At 57.8% G+C, this 16,895-nt stretch carries 15 protein-coding genes and 2 tRNA genes; 13 read left to right on the forward strand and 4 right to left on the reverse strand.

Going from position 1 to position 16,895, the window contains the following annotated elements:
- Nucleotides 1-7: 7 nt before the first annotated feature.
- A complete protein-coding gene (locus VEH04_19935; GenBank protein ID HYG25045.1) occupies nucleotides 8-1,465 on the reverse strand; it encodes a hypothetical protein in 1,458 nt (485 codons plus the stop codon).
- 418 nt (nucleotides 1,466-1,883) lie between these two features.
- Between VEH04_19935 and VEH04_19940 the strand changes: the two genes are divergently transcribed.
- Entirely contained in the window at nucleotides 1,884-2,237 is a 354-nt protein-coding gene (locus tag VEH04_19940) for a DUF2200 domain-containing protein (protein HYG25046.1), read from the forward strand.
- A gap of 15 nt (nucleotides 2,238-2,252) precedes the next feature.
- Here the strand turns inward: VEH04_19940 and VEH04_19945 are convergent, their stop codons facing one another.
- Complete coding sequence (locus VEH04_19945) at nucleotides 2,253-3,503, reverse strand: VCBS repeat-containing protein (protein HYG25047.1); 1,251 nt, start codon at nucleotides 3,501-3,503, stop codon at nucleotides 2,253-2,255.
- 276 nt (nucleotides 3,504-3,779) lie between these two features.
- On the opposite strand from VEH04_19945, the gene VEH04_19950 reads away from it, so the two are divergent.
- From VEH04_19950 to VEH04_19980, 7 genes are all read left to right on the forward strand, one after another.
- The gene (locus VEH04_19950; GenBank protein HYG25048.1) at nucleotides 3,780-4,595 is read left to right on the forward strand and encodes an ABC transporter ATP-binding protein; all 816 of its coding nucleotides are present in this window, start codon (nucleotides 3,780-3,782) and stop codon (nucleotides 4,593-4,595) included.
- Nucleotides 4,596-4,794: 199 nt separating this feature from the next.
- Nucleotides 4,795-5,274 (forward strand): LURP-one-related family protein, encoded by a 480-nt coding sequence (locus VEH04_19955; protein HYG25049.1) that lies wholly within the window; start codon nucleotides 4,795-4,797, stop codon nucleotides 5,272-5,274.
- 450 nt (nucleotides 5,275-5,724) lie between these two features.
- Complete coding sequence (gene rpmH / locus VEH04_19960; GenBank protein HYG25050.1) at nucleotides 5,725-5,862, forward strand: 50S ribosomal protein L34; 138 nt, start codon at nucleotides 5,725-5,727, stop codon at nucleotides 5,860-5,862.
- A 10-nt stretch (nucleotides 5,863-5,872) separates the two neighbouring features.
- Nucleotides 5,873-6,238 carry a ribonuclease P protein component gene (gene rnpA / locus VEH04_19965; GenBank protein HYG25051.1) on the forward strand — a complete coding sequence of 122 codons (366 nt, stop codon included), beginning with the start codon at nucleotides 5,873-5,875 and terminating at the stop codon, nucleotides 6,236-6,238.
- A 19-nt stretch (nucleotides 6,239-6,257) separates the two neighbouring features.
- Nucleotides 6,258-6,548, forward strand: a complete 291-nt coding sequence (yidD, locus tag VEH04_19970) for a membrane protein insertion efficiency factor YidD (protein HYG25052.1) — start codon at nucleotides 6,258-6,260, stop codon at nucleotides 6,546-6,548.
- A gap of 5 nt (nucleotides 6,549-6,553) precedes the next feature.
- Nucleotides 6,554-8,350, forward strand: coding sequence for a membrane protein insertase YidC (gene yidC / locus VEH04_19975; protein HYG25053.1), 1,797 nt, complete (start codon nucleotides 6,554-6,556; stop codon nucleotides 8,348-8,350).
- Nucleotides 8,351-8,382: 32 nt separating this feature from the next.
- On the forward strand, nucleotides 8,383-8,832 hold the full coding sequence (locus VEH04_19980) for a R3H domain-containing nucleic acid-binding protein (protein ID HYG25054.1): 450 nt from the start codon (nucleotides 8,383-8,385) through the stop codon (nucleotides 8,830-8,832).
- Nucleotides 8,833-8,895: 63 nt separating this feature from the next.
- On the opposite strand, the gene VEH04_19985 is transcribed toward VEH04_19980, so the two are convergent.
- Both VEH04_19985 and VEH04_19990 read right to left on the reverse strand, forming a co-directional pair.
- Complete coding sequence (locus VEH04_19985; protein HYG25055.1) at nucleotides 8,896-9,522, reverse strand: hypothetical protein; 627 nt, start codon at nucleotides 9,520-9,522, stop codon at nucleotides 8,896-8,898.
- Nucleotides 9,523-9,538: 16 nt separating this feature from the next.
- Nucleotides 9,539-9,615, reverse strand: a tRNA-Arg gene (locus VEH04_19990).
- 264 nt (nucleotides 9,616-9,879) lie between these two features.
- On the opposite strand from VEH04_19990, the gene VEH04_19995 reads away from it, so the two are divergent.
- The 5 genes from VEH04_19995 (at nucleotide 9,880) to VEH04_20015 (ending at nucleotide 16,876) form a co-directional block, all read left to right on the forward strand.
- Nucleotides 9,880-9,954: transfer RNA gene (locus tag VEH04_19995), tRNA-Thr, on the forward strand.
- 39 nt (nucleotides 9,955-9,993) lie between these two features.
- Nucleotides 9,994-13,218 (forward strand): glycoside hydrolase family 2 TIM barrel-domain containing protein, encoded by a 3,225-nt coding sequence (locus VEH04_20000; GenBank protein HYG25056.1) that lies wholly within the window; start codon nucleotides 9,994-9,996, stop codon nucleotides 13,216-13,218.
- Nucleotides 13,219-13,362: 144 nt separating this feature from the next.
- Nucleotides 13,363-15,297 carry a sodium:solute symporter family protein gene (locus tag VEH04_20005; protein ID HYG25057.1) on the forward strand — a complete coding sequence of 645 codons (1,935 nt, stop codon included), beginning with the start codon at nucleotides 13,363-13,365 and terminating at the stop codon, nucleotides 15,295-15,297.
- 27 nt (nucleotides 15,298-15,324) lie between these two features.
- Nucleotides 15,325-15,543, forward strand: a complete 219-nt coding sequence (locus VEH04_20010) for a hypothetical protein (GenBank protein HYG25058.1) — start codon at nucleotides 15,325-15,327, stop codon at nucleotides 15,541-15,543.
- Between the two features lie 70 nt (nucleotides 15,544-15,613).
- A complete protein-coding gene (locus tag VEH04_20015) occupies nucleotides 15,614-16,876 on the forward strand; it encodes a dicarboxylate/amino acid:cation symporter (GenBank protein ID HYG25059.1) in 1,263 nt (420 codons plus the stop codon).
- Nucleotides 16,877-16,895: the final 19 nt, after the last annotated feature.

Consider the following 16,895-nt stretch of genomic DNA (forward strand, 5'->3'; position numbering starts at 1 on the left):
TTACAGTTCATTCGCTGACAATTCTGTAAAATCGTGCGTCCGCAGCGGGTGCAAGGTCCCGCACATACGCCCGTTTCCCAATGAACAGGATATTGCCGATCACGTCGCGCCAATGATTTTCATTCCAGTGTTCCTTAAACTGCACGTGGAAATCGACTTGATTACCAGCCAGCCAGCTTAGAACTGGACCTCCGCCAGGAAGAGCAGGATCCGGCGCAGACACCCACTCGGGCGTATCGATTCTTAAATCGCGGACATAGACGTCGCTCTCACGGTTTGAATCGTTCGCAACCAGGGCGGCCATGGATTCGAAAGCAACGACATTTCCATCGGAACTGAGCGCCGTCTGAGCCGACGGAAACACTGCTGGCGCTTCACCCGATTCCTCATCCACCCGCACGGTAGAGCCCGCAAGGTGATCCCACCGATAGAGGTGGAATTCTGAAGTCGTCGCGCCGAGGAACGTGACGAAACGGCCATCGGCGCTCACTTTTGGCGAGGCGCATAGTCCGCCCTCCTGCGGAAGACTCGCCAGCACGTTTGATCCAGGTGAGGTTTTCCAGAGGTAAAGAGCGGACGTTTCGCCGGCGGATCCCGGCGGGCTTCCCACGAACGCCACAAACTGTCCATCAGGACTCATGTCCAGATTGTTCAGCGATTGGTACGTCTGGGTTGAAACGTAGGCGTTCGAATGCAGAATCGTGGTCGCGCCACTTTCCAGGTCATGACGCAATACGGCGGATTTTCGGGGAAGGAACCCGATCGAAGCATTGGTGGAGGCGATGAACACAACGAATTTGCCGTCATCGCTTATGCGGGGATTGAAAGACGCGACGACAGTGCCTTTCGAGACTTGTCGCGCATGAATACTGGCCCACGCTGTTGAGCCGGCGATGAGATCCCGGACGTATACGTCATTCGCAAGCATCGATCCCGGGACCAGGTTCGTGGCCGCGCTGAAAAAGGCCACGTGTGTACCGTCGGGCGTGATGCGCGGCGAATGTGAGCCGGCCCCCGGCTGCAGCGCGTTTCCTGCAATTGCGCCCACGCTGACCAATGCAGTCGTCCCAGAGAGGAGATCCCGCACAAAGACATCTGGAACCCGGTTGGTATCGGCCATCACCAGGTTGGTTGCGGCACTGACAAACGCAACATAACGACCGTCGGGCGTCATCACGGCGTCGCGCGAGTCGCCGTTGCCACACGCGCCGCCGAGCCCGCGGCTGACCAGCAATGTCGTCTGAAGAACCAGGTCGCGGACGAACACGTCCCGGGTTCCATTCGTGTCACCCGTCACGAGATCACTCGCCGAGCTTTCGAATAGAACGAAACGGCCATTTTCGGAAATTCCTGACGGCAGGGAATCGCCATTTCCGCCTGTGTTCCCAGCGTGGTGGACGCTTGCCAGCGATGTTGTGTCGAGGACGCGATCGCGTACGAAGACGTTGATTGGTGGCGGGAACAATTCCGCAGTGGCTGGTTGCTGTGCGCAATCAAGTTGCCGGCGGTGCTGGCGAAAGCCACATAACGTCCGTCCGAACTGAGAATGGGAGCCCCGGAATTCCCTGCCGCGAGAATACGAAAAGTCGAGGGCCCGCTCTGAAGGGAAAGAGTGACGTTTGTCGCAGCAGAGGCAGACAGGACGGCTAAAAATGTGAATAAGGTTATTGTCATCCTCCACGATGCTGCTTGTGGGTGCATGGCGTTCCCTGTTGTAGGTTCGACGAGCAGCAGCGTCAAGAACGCACTGGAACCAGTCGACTTCCTGGCCGGCTTCCCGCCCGCCCGACCGCGGTTGCATGTCGGTGGTTGTCCGCATTTGGCTTTGTTTGTAAATTCGTGCCGTTGCCGCACCTGAAGTTTCCTGGCTTGGCAGCTTTAAAATGACGACAAAGCATCGAATTTTCACGACGAGTTTCGCGAGTGTGTATCCTCTTTATGTCGCGAAGGCGGAGAAGAAAGGGCGGAAGAAGGCGGAGGTGGACGCCATCATTTGCTGGCTCACAGGCTACGATCAACGGGCTTTGGAAGAACAACTTAGGAAGCAGGTTGACTTCGAAACCTTCTTCGACGAAGCGCCGCGGCTGAATCCTTCGCGAACTTTGATCAAGGGCGTCGTTTGCGGAGTTCGAGTCGAAGAGGTGGAAGATCCCTTGATGCGGGACATTCGTTATCTCGACAAACTCGTTGATGAACTGGCCAGGGGAAAAGCCATGGAAAAGATTTTGCGGAGCTGAGAAGAAGCAGAACGCTCAACGCTCCTGCAAACGGAAGAACAGTTGCGGCGCGGAGTTGCTGACGATGATTCCGGTGATGGGAGTGCCATCCACAACGGTGTGCCAGTTGGATGACTCCGCTTCGGTTGCGAATTGCAGGTCGAATTGGCCAGGGGCGCCCTGCCAGTAGATCACGTTAGATCCTGAGGCATCACGCGCGATCCGACCCGAGGGCGCGGATGTCGGAGTGGTGTTGATGTAAATCTGAATCAACCCGTGCCTGTCGCCCGATACGATGTCCGCTTTGCCGTCCGCATTGAAATCACCCACTGTCAATCCCGACCGCTCGGGTGCGGTCACCATCGTCCTCGCGACGGCAAAAACGCCATCCCCGCGATTCGTTGCGACGACAAATCGATCGTCGGGTTCCGACTGAAAAACACAATCCACCCTGCCGTCGAGGTTGAATTCCGCGGCAATCAACACGGCGCCACGAGCCTCATTCGTTGCGAGCGGTCCCAGCGCTGCGGTTGATGCGGGAACGAAGATTCCGTTGCCCGCATTGGTTGCCACTTTCAACACGTTGAGAAACGGTGCGGCGTTGGTCAGAAATGACGGACAAAGCAAATCAGGCCGGCCATCGCCATTGACATCCGCAATGTCGCCGATCGAACGCTGACGCGCTGTGGTCGTGCCGAGCATGTTTGTCACCACGGAACTCAGCGCGAAGTTCGTGCCCATCGCGTTCGTGAAAATGCTCACCGAACCTGCCCGGTCTCCGCAAATCATGTCCGCGCTTTGATCGGAGTTCACGTCCACAAGGCGCACCCAGACTGGGCCGAACAGGGCGTTCGTGATGCTGGTCAATATCGTAAACGTTCCCTGGCCATCGTTGGTCAGAACATTCAGCGGCCCCGCAGGCTGCCGATGCGCGATCGCAAGGTCTGGGATGCCGTCGCCATTCACATCCGCGGCACTGAGAGCCCCAGGGGTGGGGTGGCCCAGCGCGACCAGCGAGCTGGCGCTGAGCAATCCGGAATGGTTCGTCAGAATTTGAAGGGAAGCGCTTCCGAGTAGCGGCGTTGCAATGTCCGGGAATCCATCGCCGTTCAAGTCCGCCGCCGCGCTCTGCCTCACCACGGCGTCGATCTGGAGTTGGTTCAGGTTGCCCAGGAGCCCGTCGCCTCGATTCAGTGCAATCCCATGCGTGGCGAAGAGATCGATGCGGCCGTCCTGGTTGAAATCGGCCGCAAGGAAGAACCCGTCCGCGGAAGCATTGCCAGACAAGGTTGAATCCAGCACGAATGACGGCGCGGCGGCGGAGGCGGAAGCAGAAAACGAAAGGAAAAATAAAAAGCCGGGCAGGGCGAAGCATAGTGGAATCACCCGCTTTTTTTTGCAGATGCAGTGTTCGCTCGCAATCCGAAAAAAAGGTTCCCTGCAATTACGAGTGGTTGGACCGGCTGGCGCAACTGCCTCGAACAAGCTTTGTTGATTCGCCGCTTGCAGGAATTGTTCGTTGTGCATCCTGTGAACACCATTATTTTTAAGGCCACATTTTGAATGAGATCTTCCAAACGCATCCTGGATGTTTCCAACCTGCGCATTGAGCGCAACGGAACGGTCATTCTCCACGATGTGTCATGGCAGGTTCAAAGAGGACAACACTGGGCGATTCTCGGCGCGAACGGCTCAGGAAAGACTTCGCTGCTCAGCGCCCTCACGGGTTACCTCATGCCGACGGCAGGGGACATTTCGTTGCTGGGCCAGCGCTACGGAGAATCGGATTGGCGCGAACTGCGGCGCAGGATTGGAATTGTCAGTTCGTCCGTGCGCCAGATGATGGCGGACGACGAACCCGCGCTGGAAACCGTGGTCAGCGGAAAGTACGCGATGATCGATTTCTGGGGCCGTCCGCGGCCAGCCGACGAGCGCGAGGCACGCCGCTTCCTGGCTCAGGTGGAATGTTCCGAACTCATTGATCGGCGATGGGGTGTCTTGTCGCAAGGTGAGCGTCAGCGGGTGCTGATCGGCCGCGCGCTCATGGCCAAGCCTCAGGTGCTGATTCTTGATGAACCCTGCGCGGGTCTCGATCCCGCGGCGCGCGAACAGTTCCTCGGATTCGTCGAGCGTATCGGGAATCGCCGAGATGGCCCGACGTTGATCCTGGTGACGCATCATGTGGAGGAGATCATGCCGGCGTTTTCTCATGTTCTGCTGCTCAAGAATGGACGCGTAGGTTCTGCAGGGGTAAAAGCCGATGTTCTAACAAGCCGCAACCTGTCCGATACCTTCACTGCACGCGCGCGGGTGAAGGTCGTTCGACATCGATATCAAATGACGATTGCTCCGGGACAGCGCAGAGACCGCGTCGCGTAGCGGGTTGCGTGGCTATGCAGCGCTTCCCAGCCTGCTCGGCGTGGATCACATTTGGCGGCTTGGAAGCACGGCGATACAGCAGGTTGGGAAACCTGTTGCGGCACGAAACGGTGGCAGACAATGCCGTTGCGCCGTGAGTCGCGCGCGATTACGGTTCGGCAAAGGAAAGGTAAAATAAATCCAGGCTATGCGGTACGTGATGAAACAAAAGTTTTGGTCGTGGGGCGATGACTTTACGATCAAGGATTCCAATGGCGCCGATGTTTTCCAGGTCGACGGCCGCGCTTTCAGCTGGGGCGACAAGCTGTCGTTCCACGATGCCGCTGGAAAAGAGATAGCGTTTATTCGGCAGAAACTTCTCTCGTGGGGACCCACGTATGAGGTCGAGGTGCACGGGAGACTGACTGCGGTCGTAAAGAAACATCTGTTCACGCTGTTCCGGGCAAAATTCACGGTCGACGTGCCAGGACCAGACGACCTGGAGGCAGCGGGCGATTTCCTCAGTCATGAGTATGCGTTTTCACGTGGCGGCAGAGCCGTGGCCCAGGTGAGCAAACGCTGGTTCAGTTGGTCGGATACATATGGGATTGATGTCGAAGACGGCGAGGATGACGTGCTGATCCTGGCGAGCGCCGTCGTGATCGACATGGTATGCCATCAGGAGAGCCGGAAAGGGTGAGTGCCGTCAGAATGCGCGGCATGGGCGTGACTAAAAGTGGGTGATCAAACCTGGTTTATGCAAACTCCCTCTTTCGGGGGAAGCCGAAGGAGAAGTTCCCGAAACTCTAAGCCGCCCGCAAAGAAGCCGCATGAGGGTGGCGTCAGGCATCTTGCCTGACGTAGAGGGCGGCATCCTTGCCGTCCGGAAAAACCGTTAAGCACGAGAGACACTCAGATCCTCTCGATGCGCTCGGCTTCGTTTGAGGTTCCTTCCACCGGGCTGGAAGCCCGGTTCTACGGCCGGCAAGGATGCCTGCCGCCACCGTGGGCCCATAGGCGCCGCATTTGGCGCCTACCGTTTTATTGACACTCGAAAGTTCGCTGGTATTCTCCCGCGTTCCGGTTTCCGGGCTGTTCCCATGCGCCATGCGCGGCAAGTGTTTTCCGGGGCAGCAACAGATTTGATTTTATGAAGAGACAGTATCAACCGTCGAAGATTCGCCGTAAGCGGCAGCACGGATTTCTTTCGCGCAACAGCAAGAAGAGCGGAAAAGCCATCCTGGCGAATCGCCGCCGCGTGGGCCGCAAGCGCCTGACTCCCGTCTAGGAACCGGCCCATGGCCGCCGCTTCCCAGCCGCTGACGTTTACCCGCGCGATGCGGATCAAGCAGGGGCGGGACTTCTCGCGCATTCGCCAGCAGGGCCAGCGTGTGGTTCACGGTTGCCTGATTGCTAACTGGCACAAAATGCCTGCGGGTGCGCAACCCCGGCTGGGGTTGGTGACGAGCGCAAAAATCGGGAATGCGGTGGTTCGCAACCGGGCACGACGACTGATGCGGGAGGCTTTTCGATTGCATCAACATGATTTACTCGGGCCGGTGGACCTGGTCCTCGTGGCCCGCGCATCGATAGTGGGAAAGCCACTCGCAAGCGTGGAGAAGGACTTTTTGACAACCCTGCGCAAGGCGGGATTGCTGAACTGACGAGCGAGGAACGATTCAAATGAATCCGGCGCAACACATTCTTGTCCTGCTCGTGCGGATCTATCGCTGGGTGCTGTCCCCCGCCAAGACTTTCCTCTTTGGTCCGCTGGGCCATTGTCGCTTTGAACCGAGTTGCTCCCAATATGCCATGGACGCAGTGATGGCGCACGGCGCTGCCCGCGGTACGTGGCTCGCCTTTCGTCGCATTTGCCGGTGTCATCCCCGCGGTGGATGCGGGTGGGACCCTGTGCCTCCTGCCAGCCAGCGCCGACGCGGCGTTGAGGTGCAGGCCGCAGCCGTTTCCAAATAACTTTCATGGATCGTAAAACCATCTTCATCATCGTCGCTTGCATTGGCCTTCTGCTCGGCTGGAACGCCCTCATTTCACGGCTTTATCCACCCGTTCCCGTACCCGTTCAAAGCTCGACCAACAACGTGGCAGAGGTGCCCCCCGTTACTGTTGCAGGAACGAACAGTGCGAATGCCGCGTTTTCACCCGCGACGAGCACGCTCGGCACCAACATTGCGCAATTGACGGACACGAATGTGGCGGAACAAACCCTCGTGGTCAGCAACGAGAACGCCCGTTACACCTTCAGCACGCACGGCGGGGGCTTGAAGCAGATCGACCTCGTCGGCGCGAGCACATCGCGGGAGCGCCGCCAGGGTGTTGCGCCCACGCTGAACGCAGGAGCCCGCATCGCCACCATGGCTGCAATGGATGGAACGATGCTTGACGGCAACGGCGTGTATCATCTTTCCGAGACACCCACGGGTGTCCGTGCGGAAAAGCAGCTGCCCAATGGACTGGCGATCATTAAAGAGTTCACCATCCGCTCGAACTACATGGTTTCGGTCGCGTTGCGCCTGCAGAATGCCTCGCAGCAGCCGATTGCGTTGCCTGAGCAGAAATGGGTGGTTGGAACGGCGACGCCCCTCACACCCGACGACGATGGATTGACCCTGGGAATTTTCTGGTCGAATGGTGAGACACCCGAGGACATCAGTTCCGGCTGGTTCGCCAATCGCACGCTAGGTTGTTTTCCAGGAACACCGCGGACGGAATATCGCGACGGACAAAGCAATGTCGTCTGGGCCGCGGTTCACAACCAGTTCTTCGCGATCGTGGCCATGCCCCGCGAACCGGCGAATCAGATCTACGGACGTTCATTGTTGATGCCTCCGCCGAGTGCTGAGTTGATGCGCACCAACTCGCGAGTGGTGAAGGAGCCGAAAGCCTACGAAGCAGCGCTGGTGTATGCAGCGGCCACGCTCGCGCCGGGACAGGCGATCGATCGCCACATTGAGCTCTACGCGGGACCCAAGGAATACAAAACCCTGGCGAGCATCGCGGGAACGCACAACGACATGGTGAACGTCGTGATGGGATTTGGCGGGTGGTTTGGCGGCTTCTTCGGGTTCTTTTCGAAAATGCTCCTGCTGGGCATGAACGGCCTGCACGATCTGCTCAGCCTGCCCTACGGATGGTGCATCATTGTCATTACGGTCATCGTCAAGCTCCTCTTCTGGCCCCTCACTGCGGCAAGCACCCGCTCCATGAAGCGCATGGCGGCATTGCAGCCGCAGATGAAGGCGATTGCCGACAAATACAAGGAAGACCCGGTCAAGCGGAACCAGAAGACCATGGAGTTCATGCGGGAAAACAAGGTGAACCCGCTGGGCGGATGTCTGCCCATGCTGCTGCAGATGCCGGTGTTCATCGGATTCTTCTACATGATCCGCAGCGCGATCGAGTTGCGCGGCGCGGAGTTCCTGTGGGTGCCCGACCTGTCGCGGCCCGACACGCTCTTCTTTATTCCCGGAATCAATTTTCCGTTCAACGTGCTGCCCCTTCTGATGGGTGGAACGATGCTATGGCAGGCGCATTTGACGCCGCCATCGCCCGGCATGGATCCGATGCAGCAGAAGATCATGAAGTACATGCCCCTCATGTTCATGGTGTTCCTCTACAATTATTCCTCGGGCCTCGCGCTGTATTGGACCGTGAACAATCTGCTGACGATTCTTCAGACCAAGCTGACGAAAACGAATCCGCTGCCCACGCCTGCGCCTGCTCCCGCCTTGACGGCGCACGGGAAAAAGAAGAAATAGACGCGAACCATTCGCCAACGCCCTTTACTGACATGCCTGCCCAACCCAAAGAAACGCTGGAGAAGGTTCTGCAACTGCTCGGGTTCGATGTCACGATCGAGGAACATACGCTGGAAGATGGCGTTCTCCTCGACGTGAAAACGGAGGAATCCGGGCGGCTGATCGGACGCCAGGGCCAGACGCTTTCAGACCTTCAATACCTGACAAATCGCCTGCTGTTTCAGCAGGATCCGGCCGCGCCCAAGGTGATGGTGGATGTAGGCGGTTATCGTGCCGAAGCCCGCGAAGCGCTGGTCAAGAAGGCCAAGGAAGCGGCCGAAAAGGTGCGGCGCTGGGGTGACGTGGTGGAACTGGAGCCGTTAAGCGCGTTCGACCGGCGCATCATTCATCAGGCCTTGCGAGATGATCCCGGCGTTGAGACCCACAGCGTGGAAGTGGAAGGCACGGACAAGAAGGCTATTCTGCTGCGGCCAAAACATTAAGTCCGCCTGGCAAGGCGACAGCCAAACGGTGCGAACGCAATTTTCCCGTCGGTTTTTCCCAGCTTATTGCTGAGGCAGCTTGTGCGACGGGTCGGAACACGTGGGAGGTTGATTGACGGCGTTCAACGTATAGGTTCCGCCGACAGGACACGCAGGAATGGCATTGCCGAGATAGGATGCGATCTCAGCGGGTTGGGGCATGGCTGTGGCAGGTTTCTGATGCTCGAGAGCCCACTGCTGTTTCGCTCCATCCAGCCGCCGCAGGTTGTTCACACAGGCGTTCATCTGCATCTGTAACGCCCGTTCGGCGCGAATGTTGGCAACCATCATGGCGTTCGACTGCGCATTTTGCGCGACTTGGGCGACCTCGGTGCGAGCCGCTTCAGCCTGACTCTGCGCGCGCGACAGGTCCTGGGTGAGCCGCTTGGATTGATCCCGCAACTGGCTGACTTCGCCGCGCAGGCGGATCAACTCGTCCTTGTCCTTGCGGGACACCATCACTTGATCTTCCGAAAGCTGGCTGCGTGATTCGAATTCGGCGACCTGTGTCTGGAGCTGTTCGGCGAGGGCGGCGGTTTCGCGGAGTTGGGCTAGTTCTTTTTCCTTCGCCTGGCTCTTCACATACACCGCGGCGAGGCCTGACCCGAGTCCGATTGCAAGAATCCAGGGCAACAAAATGTTCAGCTTCATGTGATCCTTAGGAAAGTGGTGCGCGAGGCGGGGGTCGAACCCACAACCTTCGGCTCCGGAGGCCGACGCTCTATCCAATTGAGCTACTCGCGCGTGTTGCGGCAAAAACTAGGTCAATTCCCCGCTGCGGGCAATCAGTTAATGGCGAGCGCCTGAAGACGCGCGCGCATCCTTAAATACTTGGGAACGCCGCAACCAAGACGGGAATGAAGAAATCCCTGAGAGGGGCATTCTCCTGGGAGTGACCTTTCACCCGATTGGGTGGGGGTGAGTTTCTTGACGCGCCCTGTGCGAACGAGTTTTTTATAGACCATGTCGGCCGAAGCCCGTAATTTATGCGAGTTCCTTTTTTCGAACGCCAATGTAGCTCAGTGGTAGAGCAACGGTTTCGTAAACCGTAGGTCGTGGGTTCAATCCCCACCATTGGCTCCACCCTCTTCGTTCAAGGCTTCGATCCTCTATCGAAAGGTCATGATGAACTCTGTTAGCCATTTTTGCGCGGGCCGCTCATGGCGCCGTTTTGAAACACTGCTGACCGCGCTGGCCATCGCTGGCAATGTGGTCCTCACCAGCGCCGCAGCCGATGCAACCAACGACTGGGAACGGCCTAAACTCACAGGCGTTAACAATGAGCGGATGCATGCCACCATGGTGATTTGCCCCGATGTGAAGACGGCACTGTCGATCGGTCCGGTGTCGAACGAAGAGCGTGTGAAGTCGCCCTTCTATCGCTCGCTGAATGGCAACTGGAAATATCATCTCAGCTCAAATCTTCTCACCCGCATTCCGGATTTTTGCCTCACCGACTTCGACGATTCGAAATGGCCAGAGATCCGCGTGCCATCCAATGTCGAGAAGGAAGGCTGGGGCGTGCCGATCTTTGTGAACATCCGCTATCCCTGGCCGGAGCCCTGGAATCCGCCGTTCGTTCCGCCTGACGATCCCAACAACTCCGTCAATGCGTATCGCCGCTCGTTTGATTTGCCGAAGGATTGGGACGGACGAAAGATCTTCGTCACGTTCGATGGAGTTAACTCCTTTTTCTACCTTTGGATCAACGGCCAGAAGGCCGGAATGGGCAAGGACAGCCGCACGCCTGTTGAGTTCGACATCACGAAATACCTGAAGCCCGGCAAAAACCTGATCGCGGTCGAGAACTTCCGCTGGTGCGACGGCTCCTATCTTGAAGACCAGGATTTCTGGCGTTACAGCGGGATCTTTCGCGACGTGTACCTTTGGTCCGCGCCCGGCGTGCATGTGCGCGACATCGAAGTCACAACCGATCTCGATCCTCAATATCGCGATGCCGAGATGCGCGGAAAGTTGCACCTCGTGAACTACGGCAGCGAGAGGACGACCGTAAACATCAAGGTGGACGTCCTCAATCCAAATCGAGATTCGGTCTTTTCCCACGCATTCGACCAGACCCTCGAGGCGGGCGAGGAGCGTTTGCTCGATGGCAACGCCGCCTTCACCAATCCGCTGAAATGGACCGCAGAAACCCCACACCTTTATAAGCTGCTGGTCACCCTCAAGGACCTTGATGGGAAGATCATGGAAGTGATTCCTGTCAATGTCGGTTTTCGCGAGGTGGAGATTCGCGACGGCAACCTGCTCGTGAATGGAAAACGCGTCCTCTTCAAGGGCGTGAATCGGCACGAGACCGATCCGGATCATGGCCAGGTGGTGACGATGAAAGGAATGGTCCAGGACATTGAGTTGATGAAGCAGTTCAACATCAATGCGGTCCGTACCTGCCATTATCCCAACGTGCCGGCCTGGTACGATCTTTGTGATCAGTACGGCATTTACCTCATCGACGAAGCCAATATCGAAAGCCATGGCATGGGTTATGGGAACCGGACGCTGGCGAAGGACGCTTCCTACGCCGAGGCTCACATGGATCGAACCGTCCGCATGGTGGAGCGCGACAAGAATCACCCCTCAATTGTGATCTGGTCCCTGGGTAATGAAGCGGGCGATGGCCCGAATTTCGAGGCGACATCAAAGTGGATCAAGCAGCGTGACTCGACCCGTCCGGTCCATTACGAACAGGCGGGGCGCCGTCCGCACACGGATATCATTTGTCCGATGTATCCGGGCCCGAACGAACTCGCGCGCTATGCGGCGGAACCGCGCGATCGGCCTTACATCATGTGCGAATATTCCCACGCGATGGGCAACAGCCTCGGAGGCATGTGGAAGTATTGGGACCAGATTTACAGCAAACCGTATCTGCAGGGCGGCTTCATCTGGGATTGGGTGGATCAGGCGCAGAGGGAGCGTGTGCCTGGAAGGAAAGATGAATTCTTTTGGGCCTTTGGCGGTGACTACGGCCCTCCCGGAACGCCGAGCGATTTGAATTCATGCAGCGACGGCGTGGTGGCTCCGAATCGGGATCCGCATCCGGGCGCGTATGAGATGAAGCATGTGTATCAATACGTTCATACCAAAGCCATCGATCTTGGAAAGCGCACGTTCGAGGCGAAGAACTGGTATGACTTCATCAACGTGAAGGAGATCGCACGCGGTGAATGGAAGTTGAAACAGGATGGAAAGGTGATTCAATCCGGCGCGTTGCCTGAACTGGATATTGCTCCTGGCGCGACGCTGCAATTCACCGTTCCCGTAAAGGAGTTTCGTCCCGCACCCGGTGCTGAATACTTTCTGGAAATCAGCTTCATCCTCAAAGCAAACGAGCCATGGGCGAAGCGAGGACATGAGGTCGCGTGGGACGAGTTCAAGCTGCCGGATTCAGCTCCAGCGGAAGTGGGTTCCGCCCCGCGCCGCGCGAATCTCCGATTGGTTCAAAACGGCGACACGGCGCGAGTGATTGGGCGCGATTTTGAAATTTCCTTTGATCGGGGGGCAGGAATGAAATCGTGGAAGGCAGGCCGAACCGAATTGATCCGAACGCCGCTGGTTCCGCATTTCTGGCGCGCCCTGACTGACAATGACCGCGGCCGGCGCGGACGCAATGGTTATCCGCAGCGCGCCTGGCGCACGGCGCATGAAGAACGGGCGAACCGCAATTTCAAAGCCGAGCAGAGGGGCGAAGTCGTGGAAGTGACGTCCGAGACCACGCTCCCGAATGCAGGCGATGCGGTTTGGTCGACGACTTACACGATTCATCCCAGGGGGGATGTGGTGGTGTCCGCGCGATTCTCTCCGGGCCAGACCAGCCTGCCTGCGCTGCCGCGGCTTGGGATGCAGATGACCCTGCCTGAAGGGTTCGATCGGATCACGTGGCTGGGACCCGGGCCGCATGAGACGTACGTTGATCGCAAAGACGCGAAGGTGGGCGTCTACAGCGGCACGGTTGCGGAACAATTGTATCCGCATTATTCGATCCCGGGAGAAACCGGCAACAAGGTGGACGTGCGCTGGGTGGCGCTGACGAATCGCCGCGGCGTGGGTTTGCTTGCCACGGGGATGCCGTTGTTGAGTGTCAATGCGCTGCATCATGAGACCGAGGATTTGAATTCGGGCAATCACCTCCATCAAATTCCGAAGCGCGACTACGTGACACTTAACATTGATTTGATGCAACAGGGCCTGGGTGGGGACAACAGCTGGGGCGCCTGGCCGCATCGTGAGTTTCTGATTCCGCTGAAGGATTACAGCTACAGTTTCCGCCTGCGGCCGCTGCGGCGCGGAGACACGCCGGAGGAAATCGCGCGGCATTCACTCAAGTAGTCAAGCCGCACAATAAGCTCACATAGTTTTCGCTGGTAAGCGCCGGTTGAGTGTGATTCGCTCAGCCGGACTTGTCCGGACCTTGCGGACACCTCAACACCGCGAACGGCAGAAACAGAACCGAACACAGAACTGGAACCAACTATGGAGACCATCAACCTTGGTGGAATTGATTACGCTATCCTGCTTATTTACGTAGCCGCCGTTGTGGGGATTGGGTTTGCCCTCAAGCGCTACATGAAAAGTTCGTCCGACTTCCTCACGTCGGGACGATCGATCCCCACATGGGTGACCGGACTTGCGTTCATTTCAGCGAACCTGGGAGCGTTGGAACTGGTTGGGATGGCGGCAAGCGGCGCGAAATATGGCATCGCCACGAGCCATTTCTATTGGGTGGGCGCGATTCCAGCGATGGTGTTTCTGGCGGTGTTCATGATGCCGTTTTACTACGGCTCAAAGGCGCGATCCGTTCCCGAGTACTTGAAGATGCGGTTTGATGAACGCGTGCGGGCGCTGAATTCCGTCGCGTTCGCCGTCATGACCGTCTTCGCGTCAGGCATTTCGATGAACGCGCTGGCCAAGCTGCTGAACCAGTTGCTGGGATGGGATTACCATCTGGCCCTGTGGATCTGCTCGGGCGTCGTGCTGTTGTATGTGCTCAAGGGTGGCCTGACTTCCGCGATCTACACCGAGGTGCTGCAGTTCTTCATGATTGTGCTGGGCTTTGCTCCCGTTGTTTACCTGGGGCTGAAGGACGTTGGCGGCTGGGGTGCCATGAACAAGACCCTGGAGACGGTAGCAACCAATCCCTCAGGCGTTTACCTGGCCGAAGCTGGCAAAACCTTTGAGCCGAATGCATGGACCAGCGCATGGCAGCCGCTGCTCGCCGGCCCCGCCAACAATCCGATGGGCGTCGATATTTTCGCAATGGTCTTCGGACTCGGCTTTGTGCTGTCGTTTGGTTACTGGTGCACCAACTTCCTCGTGGTTCAACGCGCCATGGCGGCGAAGAACATGACGGCCGCCCGGAACACCCCTCTTGTCGCGGCGGTGCCGAAAATGATTTTTCCAATCCTGGTGATTGTTCCGGGAATGATCGCTGTTGCGCTTACGGCGATGCCTGAAAAAGGCTTTCGCATCCCGCCGCCGCCGATCAGTTCGCAGGTGTATACCGCTTCAGCGGAAGTGGTGAAGCAGGCCAGCCCCGCTGATCCCAATGCGGCTGTCGAATCCATCACGAAAGCCATGGGCAAGAAGATGGACAACGTGAAACTGGTCGCGCTTGTAAGCCAGGCTCCGACCTTGAACGACGACCAGATCAAGACGCGCCTGCACGACGCCGTGGCTGAATACGATTACGACGGCGTGATCCTTTCGCTCGTGAAGAAGTATTGTCCGCCGGGCCTGCTGGGGCTCGCATTGACAGCGCTGCTGGCATCGTTCATGTCCGGAATGGCGGGCAACGTCACAGCCTTCAACACCGTCTGGACCTATGATCTCTATCAAGCCTACTTCGCTCCCAACAAGAGCGACTCCCATTACATGTGGATGGGCAAGGTGATCACAGTGGTGGGAATCCTGTTGAGCATCGCCTGCGCTTACTTTGCCAAGCAGTACAACAATGCGATGGACATCATTCAGCTCGTGTTCGGATTTGTGAACGCGCCGCTGTTTGCGACGTTCCTGCTGGGAATGTTCTGGGCGCGCTGCACTGCGACGGGAGCGTTCTATGGGCTCTTCGGAGGGATTGGTGCTTCCGCCCTGTTCCATGCCCTGACCATTGCGGGCAGCAACGCGCCGGGGGTGAAGGGCGGCTATCTGGCCGTGAAGCAGGTATTCCCGAGCGAAATGGCGCAGAACTTCTGGCTGGCCGCCTTCGCGTTCATCGTGTGTTTTGTCCTGACGCTCGTGATTTCACTGGCAACCAAACGGACCAAAACCAATGAAGAGCTGACGGGCCTGGTCTATTCGCTCACGCCCAAGATCAAAGACGAGAACCAGGCCTGGTATGTGCGTCCTGCAGTGGTCGGAACGATTCTGCTGATCGCCTGTGTGATCCTGAACATCATCTTCTGGTAAACCTTAACCAAGCACCGAAGGACTTTTATGGGACTCGACCTACGCTGGCCAATCGGCCTCATGTTCACGCTCATCGGAGCACTGCTGACGATCAATGGGATGCTCACGGGATCGAATCCCGAAGTGCTGCAACGCTCGCTCGGGATCAACATCAACCTGATCTGGGGCATCATCCTGCTTCTCTTCGGAGCGCTCATGCTGTTTCTCGCCATGCGCGGCGGAAAGAAATCAGGCCCCACCAAATAGAATCTCAGATTTCCAATCTCAAAGTTGAGATTTGAACGATGCTGAGGGCGCCATCGCAGAATGCCGCCGCATGAAGCGAATTCCGCAGCACCTCCAAATCCTGGGCGCCATTGCCCTTGGTGTGGGTTTCGGAGCAGTCATCGATCCTGATGCAAGCATTGGGGATCTGAAGGTCGTATCCATTCTTCAAGTTGTCGGAGATTTGTTCCTCAACTTGTTGAAGATGCTCGTTGTCCCACTGGTCGTCGCCACGATCATTAGCGGCGTGGCGAGTCTCGGTCCCGGCCGCGACTTCGGAAGAATCGGAACAAAAGCCCTCATTTACTTCGTCAGCACCACATTCATCGCCGTGTTGATCGGCTTGATGTTCGTGAACTTTGTCCGGCCGGGCACGCGGGGAGACGGCGTTGCGCCACTCGCGATGACTGAGGAGGCTCGAACACAGCTCGCGAAGGTTGAGGGAACGGGCGCGGGGACGGTGATGAATGTGCTGATGCGTTTCGTTCCGCAGAATGTCATTCGCTCCGCGGCCGATGGCGACATGCTCGGACTGATCTTCTTCAGCATCGTGTTCGGCTACTTCGCCGGGCGCCTCACCGGTGAACGGCATCGGTTGGTGCTTGGATTTTTCCAAGGCATTCACGAGGTCATGCTTCTCGTGACAAACTGGGTGATGCTCTTCGCGCCGCTCGGGGTGTTTGCCCTTGTCGCTAAAGTCGTCGCGACAACCGGGCTGGACGTCTTTCGCACGGTGGCATTGTTTTTCGTAACGGTTGTCGCTGGGCTCGCCCTCCATTTATTTGTGTTTTTGCCGCTGCTGGTGCGGCTGATCGGACGAGTCAATCCGGTCCGCCATTTCCGCGCAATGATGCCTGCGCTGGTCACGGCATTTTCCACAGCATCCTCGTCCGCGACCCTGCCGCTGACTTTGAAGTGCATCGAGCAACGGGCGGGCGTGTCGAGCCGAACTTCGGGAATCGTGGTGCCGCTGGGCGCGACCGTGAACATGGACGGAACCGCGCTTTACGAATGCGTGGCCGTGTTGTTCATTGCGCAGGTTTACGGGGTGGAACTCTCACTCGGCGCGCAGTTCACAGTGGTGCTGCTTGCCCTGCTGACAAGCATTGGCGTCGCGGGAATTCCGGCTGCAAGCCTGGTTGCAATCGTCATCATCATGAATGCCGTCGGAGTTCCCGCCGAGGGATTGGGACTCATCCTAGCGGTCGATAGGATCCTCGACATGTGCCGCACCGCAGTGAATGTCTTCAGCGACAGTTGCGGCGCCGTGATCATCGCGCGAACGGAAGGCGAGCAACAGGTTCTCGCCGCGTGAACCCACTCTGCGCGCCTGA

This window comes from Verrucomicrobiia bacterium (genome assembly GCA_035629175.1).
In the GTDB taxonomy this organism is placed as follows: domain Bacteria; phylum Verrucomicrobiota; class Verrucomicrobiia; order Limisphaerales; family DASXHY01; genus DASXHY01.